The 17929-nt window shown below is 41.0% G+C and carries 16 protein-coding genes; 10 read left to right on the top strand and 6 right to left on the bottom strand.

What is annotated here, in order from left to right; translation table 11 throughout:
• Nucleotides 1–425: 425 nt before the first annotated feature.
• The gene (locus tag DXK30_RS07945) at nucleotides 426–1436 is read left to right on the top strand and encodes an RluA family pseudouridine synthase (RefSeq protein WP_114701531.1); all 1011 of its coding nucleotides are present in this window, start codon (nucleotides 426–428) and stop codon (nucleotides 1434–1436) included.
• A gap of 132 nt (nucleotides 1437–1568) precedes the next feature.
• A complete protein-coding gene (locus tag DXK30_RS07940) occupies nucleotides 1569–2276 on the top strand; it encodes an HAD family hydrolase (RefSeq protein ID WP_114701250.1) in 708 nt (235 codons plus the stop codon).
• A 124-nt stretch (nucleotides 2277–2400) separates the two neighbouring features.
• Here the strand turns inward: DXK30_RS07940 and yihA are convergent, their stop codons facing one another.
• Nucleotides 2401–3171, bottom strand: coding sequence for a ribosome biogenesis GTP-binding protein YihA/YsxC (yihA, locus tag DXK30_RS07935; RefSeq protein WP_114701249.1), 771 nt, complete (start codon nucleotides 3169–3171; stop codon nucleotides 2401–2403).
• A 404-nt stretch (nucleotides 3172–3575) separates the two neighbouring features.
• Here yihA and DXK30_RS07930 point away from each other — a divergent pair, with 404 nt between their 5' ends.
• The 4 genes from DXK30_RS07930 (at nucleotide 3576) to DXK30_RS07915 (ending at nucleotide 6749) form a co-directional block, all read left to right on the top strand.
• Nucleotides 3576–3911: a c-type cytochrome gene (locus DXK30_RS07930; RefSeq protein WP_114701248.1), complete on the top strand. Its 336-nt coding sequence runs from the start codon at nucleotides 3576–3578 to the stop codon at nucleotides 3909–3911.
• 318 nt (nucleotides 3912–4229) lie between these two features.
• Nucleotides 4230–4898, top strand: coding sequence for a c-type cytochrome (locus DXK30_RS07925; RefSeq protein WP_101205531.1), 669 nt, complete (start codon nucleotides 4230–4232; stop codon nucleotides 4896–4898).
• A gap of 358 nt (nucleotides 4899–5256) precedes the next feature.
• A complete protein-coding gene (locus DXK30_RS07920; protein ID WP_114701247.1) occupies nucleotides 5257–6390 on the top strand; it encodes a hypothetical protein in 1134 nt (377 codons plus the stop codon).
• Nucleotides 6378–6749, top strand: a complete 372-nt coding sequence (locus DXK30_RS07915; protein ID WP_227670713.1) for an RnfH family protein — start codon at nucleotides 6378–6380, stop codon at nucleotides 6747–6749. Before DXK30_RS07920 ends, DXK30_RS07915 begins: the two co-directional genes overlap by 13 nt.
• A gap of 34 nt (nucleotides 6750–6783) precedes the next feature.
• Here the strand turns inward: DXK30_RS07915 and DXK30_RS07910 are convergent, their stop codons facing one another.
• Nucleotides 6784–7203, bottom strand: coding sequence for an outer membrane protein assembly factor BamE (locus DXK30_RS07910; RefSeq protein WP_057758247.1), 420 nt, complete (start codon nucleotides 7201–7203; stop codon nucleotides 6784–6786).
• Between the two features lie 317 nt (nucleotides 7204–7520).
• Here DXK30_RS07910 and fur point away from each other — a divergent pair, with 317 nt between their 5' ends.
• The gene (fur, locus tag DXK30_RS07905) at nucleotides 7521–7955 is read left to right on the top strand and encodes a ferric iron uptake transcriptional regulator (RefSeq protein WP_057758249.1); all 435 of its coding nucleotides are present in this window, start codon (nucleotides 7521–7523) and stop codon (nucleotides 7953–7955) included.
• Nucleotides 7956–8081: 126 nt separating this feature from the next.
• On the opposite strand, the gene DXK30_RS07900 is transcribed toward fur, so the two are convergent.
• Together DXK30_RS07900 and DXK30_RS07895 are read right to left on the bottom strand one after the other, a co-directional pair.
• Complete coding sequence (locus tag DXK30_RS07900; protein WP_114701246.1) at nucleotides 8082–9203, bottom strand: PilT/PilU family type 4a pilus ATPase; 1122 nt, start codon at nucleotides 9201–9203, stop codon at nucleotides 8082–8084.
• 120 nt (nucleotides 9204–9323) lie between these two features.
• Entirely contained in the window at nucleotides 9324–10379 is a 1056-nt protein-coding gene (locus tag DXK30_RS07895) for a type IV pilus twitching motility protein PilT (RefSeq protein WP_114701245.1), read from the bottom strand.
• Between the two features lie 360 nt (nucleotides 10380–10739).
• Between DXK30_RS07895 and DXK30_RS07890 the strand changes: the two genes are divergently transcribed.
• Nucleotides 10740–11468 (top strand): YggS family pyridoxal phosphate-dependent enzyme, encoded by a 729-nt coding sequence (locus DXK30_RS07890; protein WP_114701244.1) that lies wholly within the window; start codon nucleotides 10740–10742, stop codon nucleotides 11466–11468.
• 45 nt (nucleotides 11469–11513) lie between these two features.
• On the opposite strand, the gene DXK30_RS07885 is transcribed toward DXK30_RS07890, so the two are convergent.
• Nucleotides 11514–12788: a hemolysin family protein gene (locus tag DXK30_RS07885; protein ID WP_114701243.1), complete on the bottom strand. Its 1275-nt coding sequence runs from the start codon at nucleotides 12786–12788 to the stop codon at nucleotides 11514–11516.
• A gap of 212 nt (nucleotides 12789–13000) precedes the next feature.
• Complete coding sequence (locus DXK30_RS07880; protein WP_114701242.1) at nucleotides 13001–14692, bottom strand: NAD+ synthase; 1692 nt, start codon at nucleotides 14690–14692, stop codon at nucleotides 13001–13003.
• Between the two features lie 875 nt (nucleotides 14693–15567).
• Here DXK30_RS07880 and DXK30_RS07875 point away from each other — a divergent pair.
• Together DXK30_RS07875 and DXK30_RS07870 are read left to right on the top strand one after the other, a co-directional pair.
• Nucleotides 15568–16695, top strand: a complete 1128-nt coding sequence (locus tag DXK30_RS07875; protein WP_114701241.1) for an AI-2E family transporter — start codon at nucleotides 15568–15570, stop codon at nucleotides 16693–16695.
• A 107-nt stretch (nucleotides 16696–16802) separates the two neighbouring features.
• Nucleotides 16803–17912, top strand: a complete 1110-nt coding sequence (locus DXK30_RS07870) for a 4-phosphoerythronate dehydrogenase (protein ID WP_114701529.1) — start codon at nucleotides 16803–16805, stop codon at nucleotides 17910–17912.
• Nucleotides 17913–17929: the final 17 nt, after the last annotated feature.

Below are 17929 nucleotides of genomic sequence, written 5' to 3'. Positions count from 1 at the left end.
ATAATGATTGGTTATCGATTACGGTCGTTGTCATGCAATTAGTGAGTCAGTGTTGTGTTGTAATCGGTTAATAAGCTGATTTATTATCAGCGTTATTAACTCGAAGGTATTTAGTGTCACTATTTATTTTATGGTACCGAATAACATTCAGTACAGTATTTTTAATTTGTAGGGCTATATTTGGTAAGTAATACCTCTAAATAAATAACGCGCCCTAAAATCAGATGAAACGTGTCAGGTCAGCAGGATAAATAGCGTCAACCTCTTTACTGGCAAGTAGTGGAAAACTAACAAGCAATAAAATGGTGGTCAACTATTTGTAACAACAATGATTATTGCTGTCGCCTCTGCTTAATTGTCGCTCAACATGCTAAACTATAGCAAATCTTTGTGTAAATACCTAACTAAAAATGACAAACTCAAAAATGACTGACGACGCTACTACCCATGAAGCCCCTGCTATTTTTAATAGCAAAACACGCCCACAAAGCGCTGACGATGAGATTAGCAACTTCGGTAAGGTGAACTACCTCGAAGTAACGCGCCATCAACATGACCAGCGTTTGGATAACTTTTTGTTAAACCGTCTAAAAGGTTTGCCAAAGTCACATATCTATAAAATGATTCGCTCAGATGAGATACGCGTCAATAATAAGCGCTGTAAAGCACACGATAGAGTGCAGCGTGAAGATGTGGTACGTATCGCCCCTGTAGAGCTAGCAACGCGTGAAAAACCAATTATTAGTACCGAATTTGCCAAAAGCTTGCTGGCTCGTGTGGTCTATGAAGATGACGGTTTGTTAGTGCTAAACAAGCCCTCTGGTATCGCTGTGCATGGCGGTAGCGGCTTGGACTTTGGGGTTATCGAAGCCATGCGTGAAGTGACAGGTAAAAAATACTTAGAGCTGATCCATCGCATCGACAAAGACACATCAGGGCTACTTATGATTTCCAAAAAACGCTCAACGCTCAAAGTATTGCAGCAGCATTTGGTAGATAAGACCATTCAAAAGCACTATCTATGTCTTGCCAAAGGTCAACCTGCGCTTAATGAGCAGCGTATCAATGCGCCATTGCTACGTTACACGCTTGCAAGTGGTGAGCGCCGAGTGAAAGTAGATAGCCAAGACCCACAAGCGAAAGAAAGCCAGACTGATATTATTATTCATGATCGCTTTATGATTAATAGTCAGCCAGTCAGCTTAATTGAAGCCAAGCCATTGACGGGTCGCACTCATCAAATCCGTGTGCATTTAGCACATATCGGTCATGCCATCTTGGGTGATGACAAATATAACGTCCATGATAAATCAGGTGTCCATCGTCTATGTTTACATGCATGGCGCTTAGATATTCCAGGCTACAAGACTATTACTGCGCCATTGCCAGAAGAGATGGCAGATTGGTTGCCAGAAACAACGAAATTGCCTGAATAGTTTTTCAAAATAAATTCTTAAGTCAAACTATTTTGTATTTTCCTAAACGTCACGATATCTTATTTTTACGAATAAGCCACCGTGACGTTTTAGTATCTGCTATTTACTACTTTTATTCATTAAGGTAACTCCATGACCAAACCAGCTACAATTTCAGAAAGCGTCATAAATACTCAACCATCAGCAGAACACAATCTGTCTGATAAGACGTTGATTATTTTTGATTGGGACGGCACGCTAATGGATTCAATCGGCCTGATTGTTGATTCTATGCATGTAGCTGGGGAAGCACACAGGTTTAAGACGACTGATAAAGCCGTAAAAGATATCATTGGTCTGAGCTTAATGAATGGGATTAAGATTTTATATCCGCAAGCAAACGATGCGCAGTTGCTTGCCATTCAGCAAACCTATGCAGAGTACTATATTGCCAATAGTCACAGTACGCCGCTCTTTGAACCAATAGAGCGTATGTTGCAAACTTTGCAACAGCAAAGCAAAACGCTCGCCGTAGCAACGGGTAAAAAAAGAAAAGGGCTAGATCGTGTATTAGATGCCTCAGATAGCCATGATTATTTTGCGATTACGCGTTGTGCTGATGAGTCAGGCTCCAAACCTGATCCGCAGATGTTGACCGATATCTTGGATTATACGCAGCAGCAGGTTTCTGATGCTGTGTTTATCGGCGACAGTATCTATGACATTCAAATGGCAACAGCACTAGGCATGACCAGTATAGCGGTGAACTATGGTACGGCAACCAGTGCAGAGCTTGCTAAGCAAAACCCAACCTATCAGGTTGATACTCCACAAGCGCTAGTGGATTTGCTATGCGGATAGAGCTAATTTTATAATTCTCGTTATTCTGATAGCACACCGATGATAATAATGAGTTAATAAACAGACAATAAAAAAGGGTTTATCGTAATAGCGATAAACCCTTTTTTGTTAAAAACAACGATATCTATTTGTTTTCTTTATCAACGCTCTCTTTTTCAACGCTTTCTTTTTCAATAGCATCTTCTAACTCAGCGCCTTCTAGCAATGCAAAAGAAGACTCGATGATTTTGTCTGCATCAAGCTGATACTCATACCAGTTGCCCATTATCCCAGCCAACTCATCGAGACCTTCTTTTCTGAGGGCCGAAAACAACTGAATGGTACAGTTTAAGCCCAGTTTTTTCAGGCGTTTACGAGTCTCAAGGAGGGCGTTTTTAGAAGCACCGTACTTCAGTTTATCTGCTTTGGTCAGCAGAATATGTACTGGTAGTTCACCATCGTTTGCCCAGTGCAGCATTTGCTCATCAAAAAACTTAAGCGGATGACGAATGTCTGTCATCAGAACCAGACCTGCAAGGCTTGAGCGTGATACTAAGTATTCTTCTAGCTCAACTTGCCATTCTTTTTTCATCTCTAGCGGAACAGCTGCATAGCCGTAACCAGGCAAATCGACCAAACGTCTGTCAGTATCACCGATACTAAAAAAGTTAATCATCTGCGTGCGTCCAGGTGTTTTAGACGAGCGAGCCAATTGACGCTGATTGGTTAAGGCGTTGATGGCTGATGATTTGCCAGCATTTGATCGACCTGCAAAAGCGACTTCCAATCCCATATCAGGAGGACAGAGACGAAAGGTAGGTGCTGACATCATAAACTCAGTTTGCTGAATTTTCTGACGAGATTTGGTATTGAACAAGGCATGTTCAGCGGCGACATCGTTAAACGGGGTACTCATAAATGGCTCATTAATCTTAAAAAATTGGATGCGATTATAAAATTTTAGTCAGCTGATGATTCAAGTCATCGGTGCGGTCAGGTAATTGGTAAAGCAATAGGTAAATCAAGTTAAAAGGCAGTTTTTTATCAATACAGTTATGTGCAAATCATAAAAGTAGCTATTTAATATTACTGGCTATTCTATACTATTCCGTGTCTTACTTATTGAAATAACTGCGATTAGCATCATATAAATAGTAGGATAACATTAAAGTTGGCCAGTCATTACGACAAGTTCTCAGCTTTAACAAAGCCATATCCAAATTCTCTATGTTTATGTGACATATATTGTTACAATGTTTAACGAGAGATGTTTAATAGAACGATTGATGAGACACGTGAAATATCACGAGGAGGTGCTCTATGTTTTCAATCAGTAAACTTCTTAGCACGAGTTATCCCGCTATAATGGCTAGCAGTGCTGCACTATTATTAAGTGGCATTATGATTAGCAGCGCAGGTGCGGCGGATATCGCCACTACCTATAATAACTCATGTGCAGCCTGTCACGATAGTGGGGCGTTAAATGCCATTAAAAAAGGTGATAGTGCCAAATGGCAACAGCTGATTAAACAAAAAAGTATGCCGACGCTTATCAAGTCCGTCAAAGGTGGTATGCCACAGATGCCAGCAGGTGGTCTTTGCGCCAAATGTAGTGATGACGATTATCGTAAACTTATCGAATATATGAGCAAATAATTGACTTATAAATATAATTTGAACATAGAAAATAAAGCGCTGGGTTGATGACCTATCTGCGCTTTTTGTTTTTGCGTCATATTGTATATTGTGTTGCCAGAAAACTGATGGATACTATGATTAAGTAGGCAAATGATACAAAGTCTTGCTATAATAATCGAAAATAAACCCTGATGTTAGTAAGTACTTTCAGACTGCTTGTGTCCAAGACCTCAAAATATATGCCATTCTCATGATTAAAGAGGCGGCTATATCAGGTATCTTACCAGTGCAATCACTCTAAATAATGCTTACGCCGAGCTAGTAGGATTTGTATCAATGAAAAAGTTAATCGCTGCTGCCAGCTTATGCGTTGCAAGTTTCAGCGTACAAGCTGCTATTATTGTTCCTGAATATGACGTCAATGCAGGTCAAAAAGTTGCAGAAACCGTTTGTGCCGCTTGTCATGGTCTTAATGGCGTCAGCATTGTTCCTGCACAGCCAAACCTTGGCGGCCAAAACGTAAAGTACCTATATAAACAGCTAGTCAACTTTAAAGCAGGTTATCGCAAAAACGGTATCATGCAATCACAGGTTGCTAATCTATCTCAGCAAGACCTAGCAAACGTAGCAGGTTATTACGCCAGTCAAGCGCCTTGGGGCGTTGGCTACGGCAATCCTGCAACCAACCAAGAAGCGACTAAGCTATTCTTGGGCGGTGATAAGTCGCGCGGTGTTATTGGCTGTGCAGGCTGTCATGGTCCAGATGCTGCAGGTAATACTTGGGCCGCATTTCCAAAACTAGGTGGACAGCATGCTCAGTATATTGCTACTCAGCTAAAACTATTCCGTGCCGCTGGACGTGTTGATGATATCGATAGCGATGATCAAAAACGAGTCAATGATGCAGCCAAAGAAGGTGAGATGGGTATGATGCAAACGGTTGCATCGAAACTATCAGATCGTGACATTCGTATCTTGTCAGATTATGTAAGTGCTATTCACTAATTGAGTCGCACTCATTCAATATCTGATACATGCTTTGCTTTGCATAGAAGGCCATTGAGTAAAGCCACTGAGTACTGAATCGCATATTGATTATATCTGAATGACTAAACCCCGATTTCGGGGTTTTTTTATAACTGTTTGTCCCTTACATTAAGACAGTATTTAGCTGAATTCATTTACAGAAGCCAGTCGTTGCTCTGTATAATTATAAATTATCGTTATTCACTTTATACCAATTCTCAAAATACGATTAGCCTTGCCAAACATGTTCAGTCTATTATGCGTAGTACTTGCACTTGTTTTATTTGCTAACCCAGTTTTTGTGAATGGTATTAATTAGATCGTTTGGATTGAAATTATGATGATCCGTTATGCCTCTTATTTTATCTCGGCGCTACTACCGTTATTGCTATTTCGTTGGTTTGCACCTGCGTCAATTGGTGAGATTGATTTTTGGTTACTATGGCTATTAGCCATGGTATTGGTTGCGCTACCAGTTGTTTACGCTGAGATAGCATTGGCCTATCGCAGTGTCGAAGGACCTCTAGCGGGTATGCAAAAGCTCACTCGTGAAGCAGATGTCAGTCCGATATGGCGCAGCTTTGGTTGGTTAGCAGCGCTGGTTTCTATTGTGATTGCAGCGCTGGTTATATCTGGCGCAAGTACAGGTATATTGTCTGCATTAACTGAGCTAAATAGCGTACCCGATGTACCTAGCTTCGCAGTTGCTGCAGGCCTGATGGTCATTGCGTTACTTTTAAGCTTGCTGGGTGTTACGCCTTTACCTATTGGTTTAGGATTGATAGTAATAGGTTTGCTGCTAGGGTTCGCAAACGGTGTGCCAAATGCTGGTTTTGCCATGACTGATGTCAGTTTGACGGAATGGGCACGCGCAGTCGCGTTAGCATTAGTCAGTGTTGGTGCAGGTACAGGACTATACTGGTTCGGTCAGAACTTGGTGAGTAAGCAAACAGTCACAGCGGTAGAAGCAAACAATCAGCAAGTAAAAAACAGAGCGGCTACTCGTGAGTACCGTGCAACCAAGCTAGTATTACCGATTTGGGTGTTGCAACTGCTGATAGGAGTAGTGGCTTTATTTACTAGTGGTATGTCGCTACCGCCAATTGGACAGCTGTTATATTGGGGTGGGGTGTTATTTGTGGCCAGTTATTTGCTACATTACAGCACGCAACAGTTAACGCATAAATTTGGATTATTAGTTAGTTTGATAATCACTTTTGCTGTAGCTTTATTACTAGTGGTTGCGATTCCGGCAGCATGGTTAGTAGGGATCTTGGTCATTATTAGTAGCATTGCTGTACTATTATTATCAGTATTTGCGGGTTGGCAGATGAAGATTAGCCATCTACGTAAGTCGTTAAATTTCAGCAATGAAGCAGTTTATAACTTGTGGCGAGTGGCGATACGTTTAGTCGTACCATTAGCATTACTGCTAGCATTGATAGGTTGGGTGATGCAGTGGTTGAGCTAACAGTTGAAGGTCGTGACAGCAGTGTGCCACAGTCTACGCAAGCCAATCTAATGACAGTATATCTGGCGTATGCTGAAGATGAGCAGCGCCAGTATTATCTAGCTTTGCAGGTTAAACAAGGTACTAGTTTGCATGAAGCATTGTCGCAAGCAGGGTGGCTTGAGAAATTTGTAGAACTGGCAGAATGGTGTGAGCAAGTAATAGGTATCACCACGCCAACTGCGAAACGTTGGCATGTAGGGATTTATGCACAGAAACAGCCATTAAGCTATTTGCTACAGCCTTTTGACCGTATCGAGGTATATCGTAGTTTAAGCGCTGATCCTATGTCTCAGCGCAAAAATAAATCTCGTAGCTAAACCGTTAACTATCTAAGCTAATAGGTTCCGCTAACTATGATGCTGGCAGACTCTCAATACCTTCGATGCGCGTGACCAAACCATTATCATCAAAGTAAACAACTAAATGCTGGCTAGCGTTTTTGACATCTGCGATGCCTTTACGGCTACCTTCAGTGCCTGCTTTGTAGTCATAGATATAATCCCAGCGTTTAGGCTCAAGCGTATCTCGAATCGCAGGGCTGCCAAGAGTATAAAGAACTTGGTTTTGATTCATCCCCACTTTTAGCTTCTGGGCTTGGGTTTGAGTAATCGCTGTGCCTTGTGGCAAATCAATCTTATAAACACTCAATAATGAGCAGCCAGACATAGCAACAGTAGCGCTAAGCATACTGGTGATAACGATCTTACGTAATGCGCTTGTGTGGCTTAACGGACGGAAATTTAATGTCTTTATCATGGTAAGATGACTCATAAGAAATGAATTAGGTGTGGCCAGCGTTAGGTGGTACCAGTCTGACCGACAATCTTGGACAAATGATACGTCATTTACTTGCAATTGCCTACCACTTACGACATTATTTACCAAACACAATCTGAATAGTTAGATTAATTATATTTTAAATTCATAGGCTTGCATCTCGATATTTAGAAAATAATAAGAGAGATGTCTGCATAAGTTTCATCAGTTTATTATTAATCATTTACTTTATATTAAATAAAAATAATCTTTGTTGATTATTTATCTCATATTTTCTATTTGTTAAGGCTGTCACAGTCAAAAGGGATATTATGGCTTCTTTTACCAATCAAGATTTACGTAGAGCAGGACTCAAGGTCACGTTACCTCGTATCAAAATTTTAGAGCTATTAGAAAGCGCAGAGCTGCATCATATGAGCGCAGAGGAAGTATATAAGGCACTTATCGAACAAGGTGAAGACGTAGGTCTTGCCACTGTCTATCGTGTCCTAACACAGTTTGAGCAAGCAGGTATTGTTGAGCGTCATAACTTTGAAAACAATCTATCTGTATTTGAGATTACCCAAGAAGAGCATCACGATCATCTAGTTTGTGATGTGTGTGGCAAGATTATAGAGTTTCATAATGAAGTCATTGAAGAAGAGCAGCTGAAAGTAGCAGAAAAACATGGTTTTAAACTATCTGGGCATTCTCTCGTGCTATATGGTATTTGTGCGGATCAAGCCTGTAGAGATAGCGCGAAATAACTTTCTGCTATATCACTAGCAATGATTGTTTCTGCCAGTACTACGATATCGAACAATAAAAGAAACCCTCGTTATTTATAACGAGGGTTTTTATATATGTCTATTCTGTATGGGAAACTCAATAACTTAGCTCACATCTAACGATAAACTATCAGCACCTTCATCTAAATTAGCCTTGCCGTTTTTGCTACTTAGCTTAATTTTGAGGCGTAGATCGTTAGGGGAGTCGGCATGTAGAATCGCTTCTTTATACGTTATCTCTCCTTGTTCGTACAAATCAAAAAGTGCCTGATCAAAGGTTTGCATGCCACTGTCTCGTGAGCGTGTCATCACATCTTTAATTTCATGAACTTCCCCTTTACGAATATAGTCACTGATCAGCTGCGAATTTAGCAAGATTTCAATAGCAGCGCGTCTTCCTTTACCATCAGGTGTGGGGATAAGTTGCTGCGCGATAATAGCTTGCAGGTTCAATGACAAATCCATAAACAACTGGTTATGGCGACTGGTTTCAAAGAAGTGAATGATACGATCAATTGCTTGGTTAGCGTTGTTTGCGTGCAACGTTGCAAACACTAGATGGCCAGTTTCTGCGTACTGAATAGCATAGCTCATGACTTCACGGTTACGAATCTCACCGATTAAGATGACATCGGGTGCTTGGCGTAGCGTGTTTTTTAGGCCCGCTTCAAATGAATGGGTATCGATACCAACTTCACGTTGGGTGATAATACAGCCGCGATGCTTATGGACAAATTCAATAGGGTCTTCTATCGTAATAATATGACCATGAGAGTTTTGATTGCGATGTCCTATCATTGCTGCAAGGGTAGTAGATTTGCCCGTACCCGTTGCGCCAACTAATAAAATAATACCGCGTTTTTTCATGGACAGCTCTTTTAGTGCTGGCGGTAAACGTAACTCTTCGACCGTTGGAATATTATTTTCAATTTTCCGTAAAATCATTCCTGCCATATCACGCTGTATAAATGCACTGACTCGAAAACGTGCTTGCTGCGCCTCATCAGCAATAGCAAACTGACACTCATTGGTATCTTCAAACTCTTTTCGTTGGCTTGGCGTCATCACACCCTTGACCAACCTCATGGTTTGCTCAGCACTCAAGGGCGTTTTCCCGACAGGTAGTATCTTTCCATTCACTTTCATGGAAGGTGCTACATCAGCAGTAATAAAAAGATCAGAGCCATTTTTATTGATCATTAACTGCAATAGTTTATCAATGTCCATATCGTACCTGCATCCGATGTAAGTCGATTAAAAGTTATTTAAAATCATAAGGGTGAGGTCACTAGTAGAGACCAATGAAAATATAGTCCCTAGTGCTCATTTTTTATAATCTTTTTGAAACTATAAAAAAGCCTCAGGCTGTTTTGCGTAAGGGCGAGCAACGTCTTTACTAATAGTACCTCTGCCTACCAAGTTCTTTAACGTCTGATCAAGTGTGATCATGCCTTCACCAGCACCAGTTTGAATGGCAGAATACATCTGGGCAATTTTATTCTCGCGTATTAAGTTACGGATAGCAGGGGTACCTAGCATAATTTCATGGGCTGCTACGCGGCCGCCTGTTTGACGACGCAAGAGCGTTTGTGAAATAACGGCTTGCAACGACTCAGACAGCATCGCGCGAATCATGTCTTTTTCAGCAGCTGGGAACACGTCAATAACACGGTCAATCGTCTTAGCGGCTGAACTGGTATGCAAGGTGCCGAATACTAAGTGACCAGTCTCTGCTGCCGTTAAAGCTAAGCGGATGGTCTCAAGGTCACGTAATTCACCAACTAGGATGACATCAGGATCTTCACGTAGTGCAGAGCGCAGTGCTGGCTCAAAACCTAAGGTATCACGATGCACTTCACGTTGGTTTATTAGGCTTTTCTTAGATTGATGCACAAATTCAATCGGATCTTCGATAGTGAGAATGTGCTCTTTGCGGGTTTCATTGATATAGTCAATCATCGCTGCTAATGTTGTTGATTTACCAGACCCTGTGGGACCCGTTACCAATACAACACCACGCTTAAACTCTGAAACACGTTTGAATACATCACCCATACCTAGATCTTCCATCGTTAGGACTTTGGAAGGAATGGTACGAAATACTGCACCAGCACCGCGATTCTGATTAAACGCATTGACTCGAAAACGTGCTAAATTAGGAATTTCAAAGGAAAAATCTGTCTCAAAAAATTCTTCAAAATCAGCGCGTTGCTTATCGTTCATGATGTCGTAAATAAGTTGATGCACGGCTTGATGATTCATTTCTGGCATATTGATGCGTGTCATCTCTCCATCGACACGAATCATTGCTGGCATACCTGCTGAAATATGTAAATCTGATGCCTTGTGTTTAACTGTAAAACGCAGCAAATCTTCGATGCTTAGATTATTTTTTTCAGCCATAATTCGCTATTCCTATCACTTATTTCGGGTAAAACAGAATGCTATAAGAGCACGTGGTAAACTATCTATTAGCAATTTCAATGGAACAAGAAACGCTAAAGAGATAACCAATTTTATTTTTACTATCGCTAGCACATTCAGTAGCATATGTTAAAGCATGTAACAATATCATAACAAGACTGTGAGTATTTAACCATCTACTAAGTTAATAAAACTCAAAATTAGTTTTATTAAGGTTATTACTATATGAAGAATATTTAGTTTTTTCTTATTAAACGATTTGCATAAAATAGTCATGTATATCGGGTAATCATTTTTTTGAAAATTTTTTAGAAACCTAATAATTATTGAAGGCTGAATATGAAAGAAGAAGATCACAATGTTAATAGCCAGACGCTTATCAATAATTGGCAGCAAGTCAAAGAGCAAATTACTCAAGCCTATGAACAGGCATCTGAGCGAGATAGTAGATCTCCCAATAATACAATTTTGCTAGCAGTTTCAAAAACTAAGCCTGCCGACATGATTGCAATTTTAGCAAAACAGGGACAGCACCATTTTGGTGAAAATTACCTACAAGAAGCCATCGAAAAAATTACTGCTCTTAAAGCTCGACCTGCAGGCGAGAGTATCGTTTGGCATTATATTGGTAGTATTCAACGTAATAAGACACGTGACATTGCAGAGCACTTTGATTGGGTGCAAACGGTTGAGCGCGATATCATCGCCAAACGGTTAAATGACCAACGACCAGCTGACCTACCACCATTGAATGTGTTGATACAGTTAAATATCGATAATGAAGACAGCAAATCCGGATGTTTGCCAGCACAGCTGCCAGAGCTGATAAAAGCGATCAAAGGGTACGAGCGTTTACAGTTACGTGGTCTGATGATTATCCCTGCTAAAGCAAACACGGACGCATTTGCTCGAACTAAGCAGTTGTTTGAAGAGGTTAAAGCCGACTATCCAGAGCTAGATAGCTGGGACACGCTTAGTATGGGTATGAGTAGTGATATGGCAGAAGCGATAGAAAACGGCACAACGATGGTACGTGTCGGCACCGCTATCTTTGGACAACGTGCTTGAAAAAATGTGAATAGGCTAGTTAAGCACTCTTTAACTAGCCGTAAATTAAATGACATCTGCTAATTTGGTTACTAGCATCTGTGTGATTTTAAGATTATCAGTCGCAATAATCTCAAATCGATAATTGGCATACTCAATCGTGTCGGTCTTTTTAGGGATTTTTCGGAGCATGTACATCATAAATCCACTGATAGTCTCGTAATTTTGACTGCGTGGTAAGTCAACGATATCTAATGCACGAATCACATCTTCGATAGGGGTCATGCCATCGATCAACCACGAATTGTCAGTGCGCTGGACGATAGGTTGTTCCTCGAGCGTTACCAACTCACCCATCACAATGCTCATCACGTCCTTTAAGGTGATAACACCAACGACTAGTGCATATTCATTTACAATAACTGCAAAATCAGCGCCAGTAGATTTAAACATCTCTAATACTTCAAACAAAGACAACGTATCAGGAACGAAAAGTGCTGGCTTCAATAGAGCCTTGTTTGTCAGGCTAACTTCTTGTTGGTTCAAAACCAACGCTAGAAAGCTACGAGATTCCACATAACCAACGATATGTTCTAAATCATCATCATGGCAGACCAAAAACTTATTGTGTGGCTGCTCAATCATGATATTCACGACTTCTTCGGTACTTGTTTTGGTATCAAAATAAACGATATTTTCTCGAGGGTTCATCACTGAGGTGACGGTACGCTCTTGCATATCAAAGATATTTTCTATCAGATGATGCTCTTGCTTCTTTAGTACACCTGCTTCGGCACCAGCATCCATCACTGCATAAATATCTTCTGGTGTCATATCATCTTGACGTATGGTTGAGATGCCAAAAAGCTTAAACAGGATATTCGCGGCTCCATCGAACACCCATATAATGGGCTTTAGTATAAATATTAACAACATCATCGGGCGTACTAGCCGTACCGCTATCGTCTCAGCATTTGACATGGCCAAACGCCTAGGCATTAGGTCGGCAAGTAGTGAAAACAGACTTGTGATGAGTACAAATGATATGACCGATGCTATCGTTTCACTATTTAATAGCTGCTCGAGATAAGGGCTGATGGCTGATTCACCCACGGCACCAGCTGAAATAGCGACCGCATTTAGTACTATTTGTACGACTGTGATGAAACTACCAGGATGCTCCTGCATATTGAGGACATCAAGTGCGCGAACATCGCCTTCTTTTGCCATAATTTGGAGCTTGATTTTGCGGCCTGCGGCGATGGCAATCTCAGCAGCAGAGACAAAGGTACTTAAGGCAAGCAGTAAAAGAAGAAAGACACTAGCGGTTAGCAAACTCATGACGTACTCGAAAAAGGAATAAAGATAATTAAGGCAAATAGTTGGTGAAACTGTGTAGAAAAAATATGGCTATGTGTAGAAATTTTTGGTGGATAAAAACCAAAAAAGCTGGGCAAGCACCCAGCTAATAGTAAAAAATTCGATATCTTGTAAAACTGGTTAACTAGTACCTCTCAACTTATAGATAGTAGAAGTTGAGAGGTGTGTAGTAATTAACCTTTGATTGACCACTTATTAACCAATGGATAACGGCGCTCACGTCCAAAGGCTTTGTGGCTAATCTTAGTACCGATAGGAGATTGCAAGCGTTTGTATTCGCTGTTGTCTACCATTTTGATGACTTTGGCGACCATCTCAGCATCAAAGCCTTTATCAATGATTTCTTGATAGCCCATATCTTCATCGATATATGACGTCAAGATACCATCTAAAACATCGTAGTCAGGTAGGCTGTCTTGATCTTTTTGATCTGGACGTAATTCAGCCGATGGCGGACGAGTAATAACGCGCTCAGGAATAACAGGCGTATCTTCTAAACGGTTACGATAGCTCGCTAATTTATAAACTTGAGACTTATATACGTCTTTTAGTACGTCAAAGCCACCAGCCATGTCGCCATATAGTGTTGAGTAACCAACTGCCAATTCTGACTTGTTACCAGTCGTGATAACTAAATGCCCGAACTTATTGGACAAGGCCATCAAAATAACACCGCGAGCGCGCGCTTGGATGTTTTCTTCTGTCGTATCCGCTGGTGACTTATTGAATAACGGCGCTAGCGTATGACGGATACCTTCGACAGCGTCAAAAATAGGGCAGACGGTATAAGAAACATTTAAGCGACGTGCCTGTGCTTGAGCATCTTCTAGACTGATTTGAGAGGTGTACTCGTATGGCATCATGACTGCGTATACCTTGTCAGCGCCTAACGCGTCAACAGCGATACAAAGCGTCAATGCTGAGTCAATACCACCTGACAACCCGACAATAATACCAGAGAATCCTGAATGGTTGACATAGTCGCGTAGACCGACGACTAACGCCTGATACATTTCAGATTCACTGCTCAAGGTTAGAGGCGCTTTGGTCTGCTCGTTAAACTTAGCAGTTTTCACATCTAACGTAGCCAGTAGCAACTGGTTCATAAAGCGTGGTGCTTCATGAGCAATGCTACCGTCAGCTTGTACAGCCATAGATCCGCCATCAAACACTAGATCGTCTTGCCCGCCGACAGCATTGACATAGACGATAGGTAGTTTGTTTTCACGGCTACGCTTGGCCAGCATAGTTTTGCGATTGTCTTGCTTTTCAATCTCAAAAGGTGAAGCGTTTAAGCTTACGATTAAATCAGCACCTTGCTTTTTAAGCTCAGAGATAGGACCTTTTTCCCACAAATCTTCACAGATAAGCAGACCAATAGTAATGCCTTTATAGTCAAATAAAACTTGATTACGACCTTTATCGAAGTAGCGACGCTCATCAAACACGCCATAGTTTGGCAAAATTTGCTTATGATAAAAGCCTTTTTGATGACCATTATGTAGGATGGCAGCAGAGTTAAAAGTTCCGTGATGATCGACATGCGGATAGCCGACAATCATGACGATATCATCGATATCACTCAAAGTAGATAAAGCGCTCTTGACGCGGCCTGATAGGCTTGGACGTAGCAATAAATCTTGTGGAGGGTAGCCTAGTAGCGCTAACTCTGGGAATACGATAACGTCAGCACCTTGTTCGCGGGCTTGTAATGCTAGGGTACGCATTTTTTCGACATTGGTTGCGATATCACCGACCAAAAAATGCGATTGAGCTAAAGCAAAAGTGACAGTATCTTGTGGTTTATTGGTCTTACTGGCTTCGTTTGAGGTGTTAGAGTTGGGGTTATCAGTGTCTTTTGACATTGTTATTGTTCCTATCGATATATTATTAAAATTTGGTGTGTCTGTATTGATTTCAAATAAAATCAAAGTAAATCCGAAATTAACTCAAAACTGCGCTCTGGCATACCAAGCTCAAATATTGAGCTGATATGCTGAGTCTAAATCTCGTATAAGCCTTTATAAAAGACTTATGATTTTGCTCAAGTAACTCACTCTAAGTGATAGCGACACCCTAAAATTAGAACTTATGATAGTCTAAAAGAAGACGGTATAAGCAGGTGTTGAAATCTGGCTCAGAGGATTCGATGTCTGTACGACGATGTAAATAAATATGTGCAAATAAACTTAACTACACTGAAAAGCTTAAAATAATTGCTTTAGTATAACATCAATTGTCGCGACAAATAGAACGCACCAGTGGATTCCCTTATAAGATAACAGTTTAAAAGCTGAACATAAAAGCAGTTTTCAATACATCATTTTTACACACTAAATTCATGCATTATGCGCTAGTCATTATCGTCGTCATCTAGTAAGCTTGCATAGACAAAGTTGTAAGTAAAGATTACAACAACGCGTTATATAATTCACACGCTTTATTGCATAATAAAGTGTGTTAGCTGCATTTTTATTATTTTATCTACAATAATAAATGGCTATGAATTCGTGGTATGAAACTGGGCATAGTCATACTATTTAATGGTCATATTACTTAATCCTCATATGACTTCATAAGTCCGTAGCAATATAAGTCCGACACAATGCTTTTTTGTATGATTCGCAACTCTCGCTAATGGATATGGCTTACAGACAGTGTCTAAGAGCTGATATTCATCACACATTTATAAACTCGCCAGCAAAATTATCGTTTGCTGTCCGCTTTTGGTTTATACGCTATGATTGAAAACTGGACAAAAGAATTTATTATTCAGCGCTTATTAGCAATTACGTTGCTAGTGGTGCTATTCGTATTGTGTTTTCAAGTGGTGCAGTTTTTTATTGTACCAGCGCTGTGGGCAGCGATTTTGGCCTATGTAACTTTTCCTATTTATAATTTCTTCCATGAAAAGGTGAAGCTAAGCCCAGACTTTAGCGCCGCTATTATGACGGTGAGCATCTCACTGATAATAGGCGTGCCACTGGTTATCGGTGTATTTATCTTGCAGCAAGAAGCTTTGAGTCTAATTAGTAACTTGATTTACCGTATCAAGGTAGGTTACTTAGATGTGCCTGACTCTCTTAAAGATTTACCTATCATCGGCCAGCAAGTCAAAGATGTACTTTGGCGTATCAATAAAAACCCAGAAGGAACGCTAGAAGCTTTTCGCATTTGGGTTCAGTCGCATTTATATTATGGCAAAATAGCATTCGATGTGGTGTTCAGTAGTTTGGCCAAACTCGGTATGGCGTTGATGACGCTTTTCTTCTTTTACCGAGATGGAACCAGTCTGGTTCGGCAGATTCGTCAAGCGCTGCGCAATATCATCGGTAATCGTATCGATGGCTATATTGACTCTGTGGGTACAACTACGCGTGCGGTGGTATACGGGATTGGATTGACTGCATTGGCACAGGCGCTATTGGCTGGTATCGGCTATTACTTTGCTGGTGCGCCAAGTCCTATCTTATTAACTATTGTTACCTTTATTATTGCCTTGATTCCATTTGGCACGCCCTTCGTTTGGGGCGGTGTATCGATTTGGCTATTGAGTCAAGGGCATACTGCAGAAGGTATTGGTTTGGCACTGTGGGGTGTACTGGTGATTAGCTGGGTGGATAATTTGATTCGCCCTATCGTCATTAGCGGCGCGACCAAAATTCCTTTTATCATTATTTTTATTGGTGTACTAGGTGGTCTAACAGCGTTTGGTTTTGTTGGTTTGTTTATCGGGCCTGTCGTGTTGGCTATCGGGCTTGCAGTATGGCGCGAGTGGATATCGCAGCATAAGAATGAGATATTTGCTCAGCAAGAGGTGATGCTTTCGGAGCCTCGTGCGATAGATTCAGTGCATGAACCAGAATAACAAGTCGCTAGCAAATACGATGTAAAAATTATCGATAGAGACGATGAATAATGACAAATGAGAGTAGGGCAGAATCGACGAATAATAAGATCGATAAGTTAAGTACAATTAAAAATATCACTATTTTGGCGGATAGCAATATCGCCAGTCTGAATGATTTTTTTAATGACGCTATGCTTGGTCAGCTGACTGAGCATACGATTGATATCATTACTGTCGCTGGTCGAGATATCGATGCAGCGCTACTTACCGAAGTACAGCCAGATGTACTGCTGATACGCTCGGTGACGAAAGTAAACGAAGCGCTATTGGCTGATAATAACAGTGTGCAGTTTGTTGGGTCTGCGACTATTGGGACCGACCATGTAGATCAAGATTATCTAGCATCTCGCAATATCACTTTTGCCAATGCGGCTGGTTGTAGCAAGCATTCTGTGGCTCAATACGTATTGACGGCTATTTCCACTTTGCGTCCGCAGTATTGGCAGCAGTCGGCGTCATTAACATTAGGTATCATTGGCCTTGGTAATATCGGTAGTACGCTTGCTCAATATGCCTGTGATTTGGGTTGGCAGGTGCTAGGTTATGATCCCCTGTTACCAGCCTCTAAAACTAACAATGCTAGCTTGGAGCAGGTACTTAGCCAAAGTGACGTGGTTAGTCTGCATGTGCCTTTAACCAATGAAAAGAATTCGACGAACCCTAAAGGTAGTGATTACCCAACACGTCATCTGATTAATGCAGCTGCATTGGCAATGATGCCTGCTGATACGATGTTAATTAATAGTGCGCGAGGGCCTGTGATTGAGGAAAGCGCACTTAAAGCAGATATTGAGCGTACTAGACGTCAAGTGGTGCTAGACGTGTTTGAGCATGAGCCAGAGATTGCAGCAAGCTTATTATCTAAGCTTGCTATTGCCACACCGCATATCGCAGGCTATACGCTAGAAGGTAAACTACGTGGCACACAAATCATTTATGATGCCTTGTGTGAAAAATTAGCGATACCTCCAGCTCAATCTATGTCTAACTTGCTACCGCTAAATATGTTCTTATGGTCTGAATTAAAATCGTATCCAGACAGATTGCCAAAATTTTATGACATCATGCAAGATGATACCCCATTGCGAAATAAAGCAGTTGATGGGCAAGTAAATGGTGCTGACTTCGACGGTCTGAGACGTGATTATCACTTGCGCCGTGAGTGGCAGTTTTAATTAAACAAGATACTGAG

Origin of the sequence: Psychrobacter proteolyticus, assembly GCF_003350005.1 — a bacterium.
In the GTDB taxonomy this organism is placed as follows: domain Bacteria; phylum Pseudomonadota; class Gammaproteobacteria; order Pseudomonadales; family Moraxellaceae; genus Psychrobacter; species Psychrobacter proteolyticus.
The sequence above is the reverse complement of the archived record's forward strand: the minus strand, read 5'-3'. Positions and strand labels throughout refer to the sequence as shown.

Coding starts and splice junctions, on each gene's coding strand:
- DXK30_RS07945 (WP_114701531.1), top strand. CDS start 426: ATGACTGACGACGCTACTACCCATGAAGCCCCTGCTATTTTTAATAGC.
- DXK30_RS07940 (WP_114701250.1), top strand. CDS start 1,569: ATGACCAAACCAGCTACAATTTCAGAAAGCGTCATAAATACTCAACCA.
- yihA (WP_114701249.1), bottom strand. CDS start 3,171: ATGAGTACCCCGTTTAACGATGTCGCCGCTGAACATGCCTTGTTCAAT.
- DXK30_RS07930 (WP_114701248.1), top strand. CDS start 3,576: ATGTTTTCAATCAGTAAACTTCTTAGCACGAGTTATCCCGCTATAATG.
- DXK30_RS07925 (WP_101205531.1), top strand. CDS start 4,230: ATGAAAAAGTTAATCGCTGCTGCCAGCTTATGCGTTGCAAGTTTCAGC.
- DXK30_RS07920 (WP_114701247.1), top strand. CDS start 5,257: ATGATGATCCGTTATGCCTCTTATTTTATCTCGGCGCTACTACCGTTA.
- DXK30_RS07910 (WP_057758247.1), bottom strand. CDS start 7,203: ATGAGTCATCTTACCATGATAAAGACATTAAATTTCCGTCCGTTAAGC.
- fur (WP_057758249.1), top strand. CDS start 7,521: ATGGCTTCTTTTACCAATCAAGATTTACGTAGAGCAGGACTCAAGGTC.
- DXK30_RS07900 (WP_114701246.1), bottom strand. CDS start 9,203: ATGGACATTGATAAACTATTGCAGTTAATGATCAATAAAAATGGCTCT.
- DXK30_RS07895 (WP_114701245.1), bottom strand. CDS start 10,379: ATGGCTGAAAAAAATAATCTAAGCATCGAAGATTTGCTGCGTTTTACA.
- DXK30_RS07890 (WP_114701244.1), top strand. CDS start 10,740: ATGAAAGAAGAAGATCACAATGTTAATAGCCAGACGCTTATCAATAAT.
- DXK30_RS07885 (WP_114701243.1), bottom strand. CDS start 12,788: ATGAGTTTGCTAACCGCTAGTGTCTTTCTTCTTTTACTGCTTGCCTTA.
- DXK30_RS07880 (WP_114701242.1), bottom strand. CDS start 14,692: ATGTCAAAAGACACTGATAACCCCAACTCTAACACCTCAAACGAAGCC.
- DXK30_RS07875 (WP_114701241.1), top strand. CDS start 15,568: ATGATTGAAAACTGGACAAAAGAATTTATTATTCAGCGCTTATTAGCA.